This is a genomic window from Citrobacter sp. Cf118, assembly GCF_030334095.1.
Classification (GTDB): Bacteria; Pseudomonadota; Gammaproteobacteria; order Enterobacterales; family Enterobacteriaceae; genus Citrobacter; species Citrobacter freundii.
Genome location: NZ_JAOWES010000089.1, coordinates 558,063 through 572,280 on the forward strand (window position 1 = coordinate 558,063; position 14,218 = coordinate 572,280).

The 14,218-nt window shown below is 51.6% G+C and carries 17 protein-coding genes; 7 read left to right on the forward strand and 10 right to left on the reverse strand.

The genetic code is table 11. From position 1 onward, the window contains the following. Window positions 1-30: 30 nt before the first annotated feature. The 4 genes from yebG (at window position 31) to ptrB (ending at window position 3,691) form a co-directional block, all read left to right on the forward strand. Window positions 31-321 (forward strand): DNA damage-inducible protein YebG, encoded by a 291-nt coding sequence (gene yebG, locus OGX67_RS26440; protein WP_003034906.1) that lies wholly within the window; start codon window positions 31-33, stop codon window positions 319-321. 121 nt (window positions 322-442) lie between these two features. Then, a complete protein-coding gene (yebF, locus tag OGX67_RS26445; protein ID WP_257651114.1) occupies window positions 443-796 on the forward strand; it encodes a protein YebF in 354 nt (117 codons plus the stop codon). 94 nt (window positions 797-890) lie between these two features. Beyond that, window positions 891-1,550, forward strand: a complete 660-nt coding sequence (locus OGX67_RS26450) for a tellurite resistance TerB family protein (RefSeq protein WP_257651115.1) — start codon at window positions 891-893, stop codon at window positions 1,548-1,550. 86 nt (window positions 1,551-1,636) lie between these two features. Beyond that, a complete protein-coding gene (gene ptrB / locus OGX67_RS26455; RefSeq protein ID WP_257651116.1) occupies window positions 1,637-3,691 on the forward strand; it encodes an oligopeptidase B in 2,055 nt (684 codons plus the stop codon). Here ptrB and exoX read toward each other — a convergent pair. The 3 genes from exoX to OGX67_RS26470 all read right to left on the reverse strand — a co-directional run bounded on the left by exoX (window position 3,682) and on the right by OGX67_RS26470 (window position 5,361). Next, entirely contained in the window at window positions 3,682-4,344 is a 663-nt protein-coding gene (exoX, locus tag OGX67_RS26460) for an exodeoxyribonuclease X (RefSeq protein WP_257651117.1), read from the reverse strand. The two genes, ptrB and exoX, sit on opposite strands and share 10 nt — an antisense overlap. Before the next feature lie 23 nt (window positions 4,345-4,367). Continuing rightward, window positions 4,368-5,024, reverse strand: a complete 657-nt coding sequence (locus OGX67_RS26465) for a carbon-nitrogen hydrolase family protein (RefSeq protein WP_003841657.1) — start codon at window positions 5,022-5,024, stop codon at window positions 4,368-4,370. Between the two features lie 106 nt (window positions 5,025-5,130). Next, window positions 5,131-5,361 (reverse strand): DNA polymerase III subunit theta, encoded by a 231-nt coding sequence (locus tag OGX67_RS26470; protein ID WP_003034925.1) that lies wholly within the window; start codon window positions 5,359-5,361, stop codon window positions 5,131-5,133. A gap of 143 nt (window positions 5,362-5,504) precedes the next feature. On the opposite strand from OGX67_RS26470, the gene yobA reads away from it, so the two are divergent. The 3 genes from yobA to OGX67_RS26485 are packed head-to-tail and all read left to right on the forward strand — an operon-like array spanning window position 5,505 to window position 7,114. Further along, window positions 5,505-5,879 (forward strand): CopC domain-containing protein YobA, encoded by a 375-nt coding sequence (gene yobA / locus OGX67_RS26475; RefSeq protein WP_003034928.1) that lies wholly within the window; start codon window positions 5,505-5,507, stop codon window positions 5,877-5,879. A gap of 3 nt (window positions 5,880-5,882) precedes the next feature. After that, window positions 5,883-6,755, forward strand: a complete 873-nt coding sequence (copD, locus tag OGX67_RS26480; protein WP_003034931.1) for a copper homeostasis membrane protein CopD — start codon at window positions 5,883-5,885, stop codon at window positions 6,753-6,755. A gap of 20 nt (window positions 6,756-6,775) precedes the next feature. Beyond that, a complete protein-coding gene (locus tag OGX67_RS26485) occupies window positions 6,776-7,114 on the forward strand; it encodes a YebY family protein (RefSeq protein WP_003034934.1) in 339 nt (112 codons plus the stop codon). A 336-nt stretch (window positions 7,115-7,450) separates the two neighbouring features. On the opposite strand, the gene OGX67_RS26490 is transcribed toward OGX67_RS26485, so the two are convergent. The 7 genes from OGX67_RS26490 to OGX67_RS26520 all read right to left on the reverse strand — a co-directional run bounded on the left by OGX67_RS26490 (window position 7,451) and on the right by OGX67_RS26520 (window position 14,133). Then, a complete protein-coding gene (locus OGX67_RS26490; protein WP_286527968.1) occupies window positions 7,451-8,536 on the reverse strand; it encodes a tyrosine-type recombinase/integrase in 1,086 nt (361 codons plus the stop codon). Further along, entirely contained in the window at window positions 8,505-8,777 is a 273-nt protein-coding gene (locus OGX67_RS26495) for an excisionase (RefSeq protein ID WP_286527971.1), read from the reverse strand. The genes OGX67_RS26490 and OGX67_RS26495 overlap by 32 nt, the downstream gene beginning before the upstream one ends. Before the next feature lie 64 nt (window positions 8,778-8,841). Continuing rightward, window positions 8,842-9,084 (reverse strand): DUF4060 family protein, encoded by a 243-nt coding sequence (locus OGX67_RS26500; RefSeq protein WP_137375969.1) that lies wholly within the window; start codon window positions 9,082-9,084, stop codon window positions 8,842-8,844. Continuing rightward, entirely contained in the window at window positions 9,081-9,275 is a 195-nt protein-coding gene (locus OGX67_RS26505; protein ID WP_016156723.1) for a hypothetical protein, read from the reverse strand. Before OGX67_RS26505 ends, OGX67_RS26500 begins: the two co-directional genes overlap by 4 nt. Continuing rightward, window positions 9,268-9,612, reverse strand: a complete 345-nt coding sequence (locus tag OGX67_RS26510; RefSeq protein WP_286527977.1) for a hypothetical protein — start codon at window positions 9,610-9,612, stop codon at window positions 9,268-9,270. The genes OGX67_RS26505 and OGX67_RS26510 overlap by 8 nt, the downstream gene beginning before the upstream one ends. A gap of 34 nt (window positions 9,613-9,646) precedes the next feature. After that, window positions 9,647-10,732 (reverse strand): RecT family recombinase, encoded by a 1,086-nt coding sequence (locus OGX67_RS26515; RefSeq protein WP_286527982.1) that lies wholly within the window; start codon window positions 10,730-10,732, stop codon window positions 9,647-9,649. An 11-nt stretch (window positions 10,733-10,743) separates the two neighbouring features. After that, a complete protein-coding gene (locus OGX67_RS26520) occupies window positions 10,744-14,133 on the reverse strand; it encodes a RecE family exodeoxyribonuclease (RefSeq protein ID WP_286527984.1) in 3,390 nt (1,129 codons plus the stop codon). Between the last annotated feature and the right edge of the window lie 85 nt (window positions 14,134-14,218).

Sequence of the window (14,218 nt, forward strand, 5' to 3'; positions counted from 1 at the left end):
ATAAATACAGGTAATTTAAGAGGCTGCAAAATGGCGGTTGAAGTTAAATACGTAGTCATTCGGGAAGGTGAGGAAAAAATGTCGTTTACCAGCAAAAAGGAAGCCGATGCGTATGACAAAATGCTGGATACAGCAGATCTGCTCGACACATGGCTGGAGCAATCGCCGGTAGCGCTTGAAGACGAGCAGCGCGAAGCGCTTTCCCTGTGGCTGGCTGAGCAAAAAGATGTGCTGAGCGCCATTCTGAAAAATGGCAAGCTGCCTTCGCCGCAGGCTGTCGAAAACGATGCGCACGCTGGGGATGATACTCAGGCTGCCTGAAACGACTTGCGCTCCTGACGTTTTGTACCATGCTTTTCCCTGAATCATTGTGCAATCCCTGACGTTATTTCACGTTGCTACAGGCAATCTGAATGACGAAGGGGAGATTAAGGAGAAAAGAATGTATAAAAAAAGAACGTTATTGAGCCTGCTGCTGCTGTCTGCCAGCGTATCTGTATTTGCGGCAAATATGGAAAGCAAAAACGTCCAGTTCCCCAAGTGTGAGGGACTGGACGCTAACGGTATTGCGGCGAGCGTGAAACGTGATTATCAACAAAATCGCATCGCGCGCTGGGCTGACGATCAAAAGCGCGTCGGGCAAGTCGATCCTGTCGCCTGGGTAAACACGCCCGATATTACGGGCAAAGACGGGAAATGGTCAGTTCCCCTGACGGTTCGCGGTAAAAGTGCGGATATTCACTATCAGGTAAAAGTCGACTGCAAAGCTGGAACAGCGGAGTATCAGCCGCAGTAACGGAGGTATTTGCACATCTTTTGATGACCTGAACACTTCCTGACATCCCCTCGGGTACGCTTTGATGATTATTCGTCTGTACTTGAGGGGCAAAATGGCTAACTGGCTAAATCAACTACAATCTCTTCTTGGGCAAAAAGCTTCCTCCGCGTCATCTTCTGGCGAGCAAGGGCTGAGTAAACTTCTCGTTCCAGGCGCGTTAGGCGGTCTGGCAGGATTACTGGTTGCCAACAAATCTTCTCGTAAATTACTGAGTAAATACGGCACCAGCGCGCTTCTGGTGGGCGGCGGCGCGGTTGCCGGGACTGTGTTATGGAACAAGTACAAGGATAAAGTTCGCGCAGCGCATCAGGATGAGCCGCAGTTTGGCGCACAAAGCTCACCGCTGGATGAGCGAACTGAACGTCTGATTCTGGCGCTGGTTTTTGCGGCGAAAAGCGATGGCCATATTGATGCCAAAGAACGTAGCGCCATTGAGCAGCAGCTCCGTGAAGCGGGCGTGGAAGAGCAGGGCCGCGTTCTGATTGAACGCGCCATCGAACAACCGTTAGACCCTCAACGACTGGCGCATGGGATCCGTAACGAAGAAGAAGCGCTAGAAATTTACTTCCTGAGCTGTGCGGCGATTGATATCGACCACTTTATGGAACGTAGTTATCTCAATGCGCTGGGCGATGCGTTGAAGATCCCGCAGGATGTTCGTGATGGCATTGAACAGGATCTCAAGGAACAAAAACAGGCGTTACCGGGTTAATTACTTACCGCTAAGGCGCATGTTTCGCTTGCATCATTGCTGTCTTTTGCCACCCTTATAGGATGTTTAAGCAAAAGAACAATGACATGCTACCAAAAGCTTCTCGTATTCCCCACGCCATGACGCAGCATGGTGATACTCGTGTTGATAATTATTACTGGTTGCGAGATGACACTCGCTCGCAGCCAGAAGTGCTGGATTATCTGCAACAAGAAAATGCGTATGGCCGTCAGGTTATGGCCTCGCAGCAGGCTTTGCAGGATCGCGTCCTGAAAGAGATTATCGACCGTATCCCGCCTCAGGATGCTTCTGCCCCCTATGTGAAGAATGGTTATCGCTACCGGCATATTTATGAACCGGGGTGCGAATATGCCATCTATCAGCGTCAGTCTGCCTTCAGTGAAGAGTGGGATGATTGGGACACTTTGTTGGATGGGAACCAGCGCGCGGCACACAGCGAGTTTTATACGCTGGGAGGAGTGGCGATATCACCGGATAACACCATCATGGCACTGGCCGAAGATTATCTCTCTCGACGGCAATATGGCGTGCGTTTTCGCAACCTGCAAAGCGGCAACTGGTATCCGGAAGTGCTGGAAAACGTCGAAGCGGATTTGGTATGGGCGAATGATTCTCAGACTTTCTATTACGTGCGCAAGCACGAAACGACGTTATTGCCGTATCAGGTCTGGCGACATACAGTCGGCTCGCCATCGTCACTGGATGAGCTGGTGTATGAAGAAGCCGATGACATGTTTTATGTCAGTCTGCATAAAACCACATCATTGCATTATGTGATTATCCACATTGCCAGTGCGACCACCAGTGAAGTTTTGTTGCTTGATGCAGAACTGGCAGATGCCGAACCGTTGGTCTTTTTAGCGCGACGCAAAGACCACGAATACAGTCTCGATCACTATCAGCACAATTTTTATCTGCGCTCCAACCGTCAGGGGAAAAATTTCGGCCTGTACCGTACCCGTGTTCGTGATGAGCAAGCCTGGGAGACGCTGATCCCACCGCGTGACAACGTGATGCTGGAGGGCTTTACGTTATTCACCGACTGGCTGGTGGTAGAAGAGCGTCAGCGGGGCTTAACCAGCCTGCGGCAGATTAATCGTAAAACGCGCGAAGTGGTCGGGATCGCCTTTGACGATCCGGCATATGTGACCTGGCTTGCCTATAATCCAGAGCCGGAGACATCGCGCCTGCGCTATGGCTATTCCTCCATGACTACCCCGGACACATTGTTTGAACTGGATATGGACACCGGGGAACGTCGTGTGCTTAAGCAGACGGAGGTCCCCGGATTTGATGCGGCGAATTACCGTAGCGAACACGTATGGATAACGGCACGTGATGGCACCGAGGTTCCGGTTTCGCTGGTTTATCATCAAAAGTATTTCCTGAAAGGAAAAAATCCGTTACTGGTTTATGGCTATGGGTCATATGGCGCCAGCATGGATGCCGATTTCAGCAGTAGCCGTTTAAGCTTACTGGATCGCGGCTTTGTTTACGCCATTGCCCATGTGCGTGGCGGTGGTGAATTAGGACAACAGTGGTACGAGGACGGTAAGTTTCTGCGCAAGAAAAATACTTTTAATGATTACCTCGACGTCTGTGATGCGCTGCTAAAAATGGGCTATGGCGCGCCTGAGTTATGTTATGGCATGGGAGGAAGCGCCGGGGGCATGTTAATGGGCGTCGCCATTAATGAGCGCCCGGAACGCTTCCATGGTGTTATTGCTCAGGTGCCGTTTGTCGATGTGGTAACCACAATGCTCGATGAATCAATTCCCCTGACGACCGGTGAGTTTGAAGAGTGGGGTAATCCGCAGGACGAAGAGTATTACACCTATATGAAAAGCTACAGCCCGTATGACAATGTAACCGCGCAGGCGTATCCGCATCTGCTGGTCACGACGGGATTACACGATTCTCAGGTGCAATACTGGGAACCAGCAAAATGGGTGGCAAAACTGCGTGAGCTGAAAACGGACGATCGTTTGCTGCTACTTTGCACGGATATGGATTCCGGACACGGCGGTAAATCCGGGCGTTTTAAATCTTACGAAGGTGTGGCTCTTGAGTACGCTTTTTTGATTGGACTGGCGCAGGGAACACTGCCTGCTCAGGCGTGATCCAAATAGTGTTTTAGCGTTAATCGCAGTTCCGGGCTCATATTATCAAGGTTATTAAATAACCAGCGCAGATAGCCCGGATCGCGTTCAGCCACTTCTGATACCGGTTTTCCGCGGTACTTACCAAAAGTGAAAGTAGTGAGTAACGCGGGACGGCCGGTAATATCGACCATTTGATCGACTGTCCAGCCTGACGTCTGCATGATGTCGATCAGGAGTGCCGCAGTGATGTAGCAGTCGTACAGGGCGCGGTGATGGTGGAGACCCGCTGGCGTCTGTACGCTCAGCTTGCGCGATTTATACAGCGCCATGTTGCTGTATTTGATCCCCGGCCACAAACGACGGGAGAGCTTCATGGTGCAAATCCACTCTCCGGGCATATCGGGTAATACGCGGCGGTCAAAGCTGGCATTGTGCGCCACGTACCACTCGCTGCCGTAATACTGCGGGATGACGTCTTCAATCCACGGCTTATCGGCCACCATTGCTTCAGTAATGCGATGGATAGCCATCGCCTGTGGGCTGATGGGGCGGTCAGGGCGTACCAGGTGGCTCATTGGGTTGACTATTTTTCCGTCAACCACATCGACAGAAGCAATTTCAACAATGCCTCCCTGTAGACCACAGGTTTCTGTATCTATTATGCGCAACATGCCATGCTCCTGACCCAAAACGACTAGCGTAATGGAATGATATCACCTTGCCAACCCCGTGGCGTGCGTTGACCGGTTAACAGCAAAGAACCGCTGTCTGCGCGAACAATCAATCGGCCTCGCTCATCCCATAACGCGCTGCTGCCACGCGCATTGGCCATTAATACAGCTATGGCAAACTTATGCGAGAAACTCTGGAGACGAGATGTGGAGGAGAGCAATTCGGGTTCGCTAATGGACTGACTACTGGTGAACAGGGAGTAAGCCGGGTCGATATCGATACCTTCCGGCTGGCTATCCACTACGCTAATGGCATTTTGCTGTCTGGCGATACAGGCTCCGTGACTTTGATGAAACGTTAAGGGCGAGGTCATCCAGGGAGAAAAGAGCGCGATGCCTTTTACGAACCGGTTGTTATGTTCCACCGGTAGTCCCGCAATGATTGTCATACGATAAGTCACGGCGGCATGGGCGAGAGGTTCTAACAGCGCTTCATCGGGTGGGGCAGGAAGCGCGTCATGTTCATCAACACAACCTAACAAGGAGAGGGAAGGAAAGACCAGCAATTCACATTGGCATTGGGCGGCTGCCTGAATGAATTGCAGGTGATGTGCGACATGCTCGGTAACTGAGGTGTGAAGAGGTTCGTACTGCGCTGCTGCGATTTTCCAGTGTGACATAATGATTTCCTTTTCATAGTGTCTACAATCATCCTGAAAGTATAGATTAAGAATATGCTTATACTGTAGCAGCCATCATGTAAGGAATCGTAACGTAGTATAAGTTTTATTTAACTTTAGGCTCGTAAGGTAAACGTGAAAGGGAAACGGATGCCAGTCGGTGCGCGATGAGTCTTTCGCGAAACCAGTCGCGTAAATGTTCGGGCTGTTCGCGTTCAACAACTTCGGCAACAACCGGCATGTTGTATCGCTCCTTGAATGCCACTCCCGCGGCAGCCAGATCGACATTGACCTTATCCATTTCCGCTTGCTCAAGTTTGGCCAGATTGATGTTCATGGGCTTCTCCTTTTCTCTGTCTTTCGGCGCGCAAAGTTACTAAGAGTGTGCATTAATGGCAAGACCGAAATGATGATTCTCGACTCGATCATTGTAGAAGGTTATTCTCTATAGATTAGACATAACAAAAAGGAATAGTTGAAATGGCTTCATCTGCATCTATGCTTCGCAGCGCTCTCATCGTACTCGCCAGCGTGCTGGCAACGCCCGCCGCCCTGGCGCATGCCCACCTCACAAAACAAAGCCCGGCTGCTAATGCCGAGGTTGCGGCATCTCCTCAGGCGTTGACGCTGAATTTTTCTGAAGGCGTAGAGCCGGGATTCAGCGGCGCAAAGCTGACAGGTCCAAACAAAGAACAGATCAAAACGGGCAAGGCGTCACGCAGTGAGCAGGACAAAACGCAGCTGATTGTTCCGCTTGATCAAACACTTGAAGCAGGAAAATATACGGTCGACTGGCACGTTGTTTCCGTGGATGGTCACAAGACGAAGGGGCAATATACCTTTAGCGTGAAATAACCGATGCTGGCATTTACCTGGGTTGCTTTACGGTTTATCCATTTTACCACGTTGATGCTGGTGTTTGGCTGTGCGCTTTACGGCGCATGGCTGGCTCCCGTTTCGGTTCGTCGTTTAATGATGCGTCGTTTTTTGCGTCTGCAACGGCATGCCGCAACGTGGAGCTTTATCAGCGCGACGCTGATGCTGGCGATCCAGGGTGGGTTAATGGGCTCAGGCTGGCGGGATGTTATCTCTACAGATGTATGGGGCGCGGTGTTGCAAACGCAGTTTGGCGGAGTCTGGTTATGGCAGATTATCCTCGCGCTGGTCACTCTGGTGGTGGTTATTATCGTACCGCGTAGCATGCCGCGACGGCTGTTAATGCTGACGATTGCGCAGTTTATTTTGCTGGCTGGCGTAGGGCATGCGACGCTGCATAGTGGTATTACTGGGGCAATCCAGCAGGTTAACCATGCCTTGCATCTGATATGCGCCGCCGCCTGGTTCGGTGGCCTGCTACCCGTACTTTACTGTATGCGAATGGCGCATGGCCGCTGGCGAGAACAGGCCATCAGCACCATGATGCGTTTCTCCCGCTACGGGCATCTTTTTGTTATCGGTGTTTTACTTACCGGTATTATGAATGCGCTGTTTATTGTTGGTTTTTCTGTTCCCTGGCACATGGCTTACGGGCGGCTGCTTTTGTTAAAAGGTGCCCTGGTCATGCTAATGGTGGCGATTGCGCTGGTGAATCGGTATGTTCTGGTACCACGCATGCAGCAGGATAACCGCGGCATGACTCTCTATTTTATTTGGATGACCAAGCTGGAATGGGGTATAGGAGCCGTTGTGCTGGCAATTGTCAGCCTGTTCGCAACCCTTGAACCTTTCTGATTGATGGACTGGCGAAACGCATGAAAAAAATCATTATCTCTTTATTACTCCTGGCAAGCTCCGGAGCCGCGCTGGCTGCGCCGCAGGTCATTACCGTCAGCCGTTTTGAGGTTGGCAAAGATAAGTGGGCGTTTAATCGGGAAGAGGTGATGCTGACCTGCCGCCCGGGTAACGCGCTGTATGTCATCAATCCCAGTACGCTGGTGCAATACCCGTTGAATGATGTTGCCAGACAGCAGATGGAGAGCGGAAAAACCACGGCAAAGCCGATCGAGATTATCCAGATTGATGATCCGGCGAAACCGGGCGAAAAAATGAGCCTGGCACCGTTTGTGGAGCGTGCAGAAAAGCTCTGCTAATTGTCAGATGTAGCGCTCTGATTTCCAATAAAAAACCGCAAGGTTCTCGCACGAGAACTTGCGGTTTTTGCGTTTGGATGTGTAACAAACGTCCTTTTTTTCCGGCCACTTTAGTCGCGGACTGGAAAACCTGGCGCTGTCATCTATTCTTAAATGGCAGGGTAACTTAGCCTGCATTAATGCCAACTTTTAGCGCACGGCTCTCTCCCAAGAGCCATTTCCCTGGACCGAATACAGGAATCGTATTCGGTCTCTTTTTATTTGCTTGTTTTCGTTGGGTTTTTTCGGTGTCATCACGAAATCCCACGAAAATTACTCGAAATTTCCATATCCTGTCTAAACCATAACATATTCTGCACCGCGTGCGTCTAGGTATTTTTTGGTCATTGTTAAATTTTTATGCCCCAGCAGTCTCTGTGCGAAATCCTCTCCGCGCTCCCTTTCATACAGCCTGCTCGCCAAGCTCCTGATCTCATGGAAAGGAGGAGGGTTGGGACCAAACTTTAACTCTGTAGAATCCCGGATGTCAGAAAATGCCTGGGTAATTCCGTCCGGAGTTAACGGACCAGGCTTCCTGCCTCCACGTCTCACCGCTGAATACAGCATGAAGTCTGACGGGTTGTTTTTACGACAACGGTCGATAACATCCTGCAATACCAAATCAGCAGAGTCCAGTCGCAAATCAAGTGGCAACGCCAATTTGTGACCTGTCTTTTCCTGCGTGACAAACAATCTTCCATCCCTGATATCGCTGAATCTGAACAACGATACGTCCTCTCTTCTTTGCCCGGTGACAAGTGCCAGGTCACATGCGTTTGCAGCCCATTCGGAATGGGCGGTTGCGGCATTCCTTATTATCTCGAACTGTTCAAGCAAAAGACGCTCACGCTTCACTTTGGGTGTCGGGGTTCTTGTCGGCTCTGCCGGATTCCTTTCAATATGTCCCTCGACAATCGCCTCCCTGAAAATATCCAACAATACCGAACGCAGGCCGGAGGCCATACTCTTCTTGTCGCAGAGTATGTAACTCTCCAGGAAAGTAGATACGTCCTTTGTGCTTACCGCCGATAGCGGCATACGTCCGAACTCATCACTGATAGTGGCGATCTGGTTGCGCCTGACCTTCATCGTGTTGGGCTTTAATTCTCTTCGCTCAAGAATTACTTCGTAGCGCTCAAGCCACGCTTTTACCGTAAATGTTGGTGTTTCCTTTATACGGTCCAGCAGCGCTGACGGAAGGTAATTCTGTTCGATGTAGTTATTGGCTTCGATAGCCTGAGAAATGGCGTCCTTTCTGTCGATCCGGCCAAGAGATAACTCTTGACCAGTAATCGGGTTTCGCCAGCTATAAAGCCTGTCTCTTTTACGATAGGTCAGGTTACGGGGCAGGTTAGCGTCGTAACGAACTGGCCTTTTCGCCATGAGTCAGTCTCTCCAGTAGAGTGCCGCCAGTTGGCAGCGCTAAGTGTTTTGCTTTGGGACGAAGGTGCTTTTTGCTCGGATCTACATAGATAGCATCTGGCTGAACCTTATATTCTTTGCCGTGAAGTTCCGGGGCAGGGTATATACGTCCCTCCCGAGCCCATCGGCGAAGTGTTGAAAGAGACGGCGGGGTTGAATAAGTTGAATTCGCCCATTCCAGCAGATTAAGAAGCTTGGCCATACTACCTCCGGCTTCCGGCAACTCATTATAGAACTGCCGGAAAACTGTTAATGAAATATCGTTATCAACTTACTTGGCCCGGCAGTGCGCGTAAGCGGCGCATGCCTGTCATAGCCGTGGCCACGTAGCTCGCTTTACGGTTAACCACCTCGACCCAGACCTTCACGCCTTCAACTCTCACTGTGTATGTCTCCTTCATCTTGCTGCGCCCGTAGTCGCCGTAGCGTTCGTGATGAGTGGCCAGCGCGATGTCGCATGCCTGACGCGCTAACGGGGATTGCTGATTGCCTCGGTTAATCAGTTTCATGCTTCACCGCCATCTGGGTTGGATGATTGACGGAAAATTGCTCGGGACGGCGACCAATCGCAATATGTATCAGTTTCGGTATGCCCGAAAATTGTCTTACAGCGGCGGATATGGGCGCAGTCGCCGCAAGTCTTACCCTTCGGGAGTTTCATTTTGTCGGGGTCTGCCGGGTTATAATTCAGCTCAGTCATTCCAGTCCTCCAGCTCGTTCTGAATTTCCTCGTCGATCTCGTCATTGGTGGCATCATGATTGAGATATGTGAGAGCTTCTTTCCGATACTGTGCGCGGCGTTCGCTGTACCATGCTGAAAACTCAGGTGACCAGCCTCGACCATTACCCTGAAAATCTACCAGAGCGTTGTCCTCTGCCATGCGCTCAACCATGCAGTCGGCAGTTGTCAGGGCGCACTCACGGATATACTGGCGTAGATCCCGCTTGCGCCAGTACGGGCTATATTTCGAGTCGCAACGACCTTTAAATTCGACGGCCCAGCGACGGATGCAACGTGCATTTAATGATTTGCTCATCTCGTTACCGGGAGGGCGAACCCTCCCGCCTTCCTCAGCTCACGTATTCCGGTTTCATATCTGCCAGGGTAATGCTGAACTTATCGTGCAGCTCGTCGCCCAGATGACGTTTCGCCGTTGCCAGAACTCGCTCAACTTCCCCGAAACGCGCTGCTGCATCCGGTTCGTCCGGAGACGGTAGGGAGTTGATCGCGGCCTCAACCTTGTTACGTGAATCAACCAGATAATAGCGTTTTACTGCTTTGTTCTTCAGTTCGGTGAACAGGGCTGAACCCAGTGTGGCCTTCGCACTTTCGATATCAGCGCGTAGTGCTTTGGCGCTATCAACATCCTGTGCGGCATCGATGCGTTCGCGGAAACCATCTGCCAGTGAGTCGTTGTTTCCTGATTTTTCCTGCTTGCTCTGCATGGTTGTTATGGTGTCACCTGAAATTTCAGACAGGCTAACGTGTTGCGCCGGAGCAGGGTTAACTTCTCGCTCTTCACGGCGATCATCCAGTTCATCAGGGGTATACACGCCGAGAATTACATCCGGGCAGAACAGTCTCGCCCAACGTTTCACGGCGAGATAAGCGAGCTGTTGGCGAGGGTCGTCAGCCCAAAGCGTTGAATTACGAGTCCTGGCCTGTGCCAGTAGCAGGTCAAGTTCCCTCGGTTGATCTTCACCTTTCAGCGTTGCGCGGATGATGATGCCAATGCCCGTTTCGTCAGCAAGGGTCCAGCCAGGAACACGGTATTCTCCTTTGTCGCCTTTACGAATCTGGTATTTCCCGACTACTTTTTCCCATGGCCCGTACCACTCATATTCAAAGCGGTTTGCCAGCACGCCGCTGCGTGAAATCACAGCATTTACCAGTTGCGCCTCGTATCCGAGAACGCCGTTAATCAGGTGCGTTTTCTGTGCTACGGCAAAGGGATTCATCTGCCATTGTGCCGCCTGCATTGCTACTGCCATGCAGTCAGCCTGATTTCCCTGCAGGTGTCTGGGGACTGTCGCCGCACCCTGCGCCATAATTTGAGCAAACGCGCTTATGGCGTTCAGATACTGGGAATCAAACAGGGCCACGTTGGAGTTAATCACGGCGTTCTGGTCAGCTACAGTTACGTTAGTGTTTTGCATCTTCATTCCCCTTATGCCTGAGTACGCAGCGCTTCAAGGCGGCGCAGGTCGAAGTCGTTCAGTTCGTCGGTGTAATCAGCGGTGATCGGTGCTGGCCATTCGCCAGTGTCAAAGCCGGTAGCGATAGCGCGCATCGCCTTGCGGTACTCGAGCATGCCCAGTTCCAGCAGTTCGGCTGATGCCTCGATGATGGCGATCCAGTGGTAGTTCTCGTCTTTGTTGACGAAAATCCAGAAGAACTGGTCCAGCGCAGCTGTCTCGCAATACATTGCCGCGCTCAGGTGGTAGTCACGGTCGATGATTTCGCGGTGCAGTTTGGCGCGCAGTCCTTCCTGCTTAATGTTCCACATGCTGATGGTTTTCAGGTCGGCGCCGATGCGCACCCCGTCCAGGTCGATTTCCAGATCCGGGCGTACACGGACTTCGAGTCCGGTTTCGTCGTCAAAGCCGAAGTAGCTCACCTCAACGGCGCGGCTTGGGTGCTGAAGCAACATGCCGGCGGTCGGGTGCTGGAGCAGGGCTTTCTGAATGCTCAGTGCAGTGCTCAGCTGCTGGCGGGTGACCAGCACTTTCCCATGCGGATTCTCGCGCCACGCATCCAACAACTCGTCGGCGAAGACGGCTTCCGGATTAACAGACTTCACGGCCTGAATCAGATCTGCTTTGGTACCGGACACTTTCAGCGGCGCCAGTTTCTGCGCTTCCTGTGCAACCAGGTCAGGATTGATGATTGCCAACTGCTCGAGTAACGCATCACGGCTACCACTGGTTTTCACCTGTGCAGGCAAAGTGGCGTTGTATTCCTTGATGCAGGCTTTCATCGCCGCTGCAGTCTGCTTCTGATCCGCTTCGATACGCTGGTACTCTTCGGGTAGCGACATATAGCTCTGGCCTGTTTCTTCCAGCGACCCGCCGAGCGGCAGTTGTGCAGGCAAAGTGGCGTTGTATTCCTCTAGCAAAGCTTTGATGTCGTCTGCGCTCAGTTGCGCTGGCAGGCTGGCGTTGTACTCATCAATAAACGCGCGGATCGTTGCTGTGGTGGTAAATGCGCCTTCCGGAATTACGGGTTCAACGCTGAATTCTTCATCGAGTTGCTCTGGCTGCAACGCCAGCGCATGTACCAGGTTACCCATGTCCAGAACCGGAGAGCGTTCTTTGATGATGGTTTTCTCTACGTGACGCGCATTGAAGTACATCAGCGAAACACGTGCGTCTTTCACCTGGGTAGAGCTGATTCCGTTCGCTGCGTGATAAACCTCGTTCGGTAGACCTTCATAGCGACCTGGCTCGAAGTAAGCGGGGTAAACAGCAGCTGGTTCGTCAGATTGCGCTTCTGGCTCGGTTTGTGCCGCAACTGGTTCGGTTTGGTTTACAGAACCGCAATTTTGGGCGACAGAATCTGTATTCTGGTTTACATCGGCTTGCTGGCTGGTATGTGACTCTTCACCAGTTTCCAGACTGCTTTCGCCTGACTGCACTTCATCACCAGCCTGCTCTTCATCACTAACAGTTTTTTCCATCTGCACATTGCTGGTGGTCTCCGGAGCCTTTTTCGTGCCATGAGTTGCTGAGTTCTGCAGTAAAGCCGTAACGTCGAATATTCCGTTACCGACATTTTTAACCAGCTCTTGTTCGACATTCTGTGGTTGTGCTGCCGCTTCCTCTGCGCGGCGGCGTGCTCCTTCTTCACGCACGCGTTGCTGGTTCTCTTCGTGAGTGCAGAAGGATTTGCGCGGAGACTCCTTGCTTTCAGGTTGGGAAATTTCCTGTGCTGCGGGTTCAGCCTCATGTAATGGCAATAACTCGACTTCGGAATTGAACTCGGCTGTCATGGTCTGGTTAACAAATTCCAGGTGAGCGACAGGAGTGAGATGAATGTTTTCCGGCGCGATACGTACCAGGTTAAAAATAGCCGTGCGGTTAACGCCAAGAACGCCGGGCTGATTGCGCAGAATGCTGCTCCATGATTTCCACGGTTCTTCTTTTTTTGTCACGATTTCTTTAGCGCGACGAAGAATGCTGCCCGGGATCTCGAAGTGGTTGAAGTCCATAGGCAGAAGGGCACAGGCAATCTCTAAATCGAGAGTGTCAAGCGTGTGGTGCGCATCAGGTCCACGGTCAGTGACGTAACCGCCGTCGGCATTGGTGCCGGAATCAGTACGCTGCACGCTACTGATGCGATTACCGGCGGCCCATTCGCGAACGAGGATACCGCGGTCGATGTGATCTGTAGCGAACCACAATTTCAAAAACTGGATTAAGGTTGCGAGTTCAGGGATTTTTCCATCGACAGGGAATACTTTCTTAACGGCATTCACGACTTTATGAATATCGTGCTCAATGGATTTTTTGAATGCTTCCACATTTTCAGCAGCCAGCAGGAGGTTCTGGACGTACGCGTCATCGATGTCCATCTCAAGGCGGACAATCTCTTTTTTCTGCACGGCGTCGACGTGATAGAGATATTCACCATCACCGATGAACTGAGCTAGGACGCGCTGGCGGAATGGCAGGGTGGCAACAACGATCAGGTTCGGTTGCTGTGTCTGCTGGGATTGCTCTTCGGTATCGACTTCACCATCAACGACGCCACCTTTTGCCCGACCGTTCTCGTCGGTCTGGATACCGTCCTCAACAGTGAGATCTTGACCCGTTGTAACGTCAGCAGCGCTGCTGGTTTCAGTTTTGAGCAACTGCAACTTACCACTGCGCCAGTCTTCTACCAGTTGATTGCGGTCACCGGCATCGGTGTTCACCCAGTCAGACATGAATGCAGCGATCAATCTTGGTTCGTGCTCTTCGTCTGGTGCGAAAATGTCCTTAACCGCCTGAATCATTTTCCACTCAGCATTCAGACTGAGTTCGCCAACTTCAGGAACATCATTTTTAACCTGCAGCAGGTTCTGGAGATAGGTATTGCTTTCGTCCAGTGACATTTCGCTGGCAGCCAACTGCTGCTCTTTAGTTACGTGGGTTTGGTATTTATCGTTCATCAGATGGAAGGCAAAGCGGACCGCTGGAGTACGGTTTTCAACCGGGACAATTTCGGACGCAGTCGCGTCTTCAACGATTACGGTCGGAGTAGGTGTGGAGGGGGCGTCAACGGAACCAGTAGACACACCAGCGGCTTTTGGCAGCCAGGTGCGCCCATCGTCCTGAAGCTCGTAGCGATCACACCAGGTTAAATCAACTTCACCTTCTTTCGGCAGGCCGCCGACAACTGGGAAATCAGTGCGAATCGGTTTGGCGTAGTCCTTACCTCGACCCGTTTCGATGCCAGCGTCTTCCAGAGCAACATCCAGCATCAGGTTGGCGCGAGCCTCAGTTTTTGCAGTGAACCAGACCACTGCATCTTGCTTTCCGGATTTCTGAGTAGCCTTGGCTACATAAAAGAATTCCATGTGAGATCCTCTTTTTTGGGTGTTAGAATCCCCGGACCATTGATAGCGCCCATTGGGTTAACTTTGGTTTTAATGTTGTTTCCGG

Bases quoted from the DNA above. Each gene is read 5' to 3' on its own strand.
- exoX (WP_257651117.1), bottom strand. From the start codon at position 4,344: ATGTTGCGCATAATAGATACAGAAACCTGTGGTCTACAGGGAGGCATT.
- OGX67_RS26515 (WP_286527982.1), bottom strand. From the start codon at position 10,732: ATGCAAAACACTAACGTAACTGTAGCTGACCAGAACGCCGTGATTAAC.
- ptrB (WP_257651116.1), top strand. From the start codon at position 1,637: ATGCTACCAAAAGCTTCTCGTATTCCCCACGCCATGACGCAGCATGGT.
- OGX67_RS26465 (WP_003841657.1), bottom strand. From the start codon at position 5,024: ATGTCACACTGGAAAATCGCAGCAGCGCAGTACGAACCTCTTCACACC.
- OGX67_RS26485 (WP_003034934.1), top strand. From the start codon at position 6,776: ATGAAAAAAATCATTATCTCTTTATTACTCCTGGCAAGCTCCGGAGCC.
- OGX67_RS26495 (WP_286527971.1), bottom strand. From the start codon at position 8,777: ATGGCCAAGCTTCTTAATCTGCTGGAATGGGCGAATTCAACTTATTCA.
- copD (WP_003034931.1), top strand. From the start codon at position 5,883: ATGCTGGCATTTACCTGGGTTGCTTTACGGTTTATCCATTTTACCACG.
- OGX67_RS26520 (WP_286527984.1), bottom strand. From the start codon at position 14,133: ATGGAATTCTTTTATGTAGCCAAGGCTACTCAGAAATCCGGAAAGCAA.
- OGX67_RS26470 (WP_003034925.1), bottom strand. From the start codon at position 5,361: ATGAACATCAATCTGGCCAAACTTGAGCAAGCGGAAATGGATAAGGTC.
- yebG (WP_003034906.1), top strand. From the start codon at position 31: ATGGCGGTTGAAGTTAAATACGTAGTCATTCGGGAAGGTGAGGAAAAA.
- yebF (WP_257651114.1), top strand. From the start codon at position 443: ATGTATAAAAAAAGAACGTTATTGAGCCTGCTGCTGCTGTCTGCCAGC.
- OGX67_RS26500 (WP_137375969.1), bottom strand. From the start codon at position 9,084: ATGAAACTGATTAACCGAGGCAATCAGCAATCCCCGTTAGCGCGTCAG.
- OGX67_RS26510 (WP_286527977.1), bottom strand. From the start codon at position 9,612: ATGAGCAAATCATTAAATGCACGTTGCATCCGTCGCTGGGCCGTCGAA.
- OGX67_RS26450 (WP_257651115.1), top strand. From the start codon at position 891: ATGGCTAACTGGCTAAATCAACTACAATCTCTTCTTGGGCAAAAAGCT.
- OGX67_RS26490 (WP_286527968.1), bottom strand. From the start codon at position 8,536: ATGGCGAAAAGGCCAGTTCGTTACGACGCTAACCTGCCCCGTAACCTG.
- OGX67_RS26505 (WP_016156723.1), bottom strand. From the start codon at position 9,275: ATGACTGAGCTGAATTATAACCCGGCAGACCCCGACAAAATGAAACTC.
- yobA (WP_003034928.1), top strand. From the start codon at position 5,505: ATGGCTTCATCTGCATCTATGCTTCGCAGCGCTCTCATCGTACTCGCC.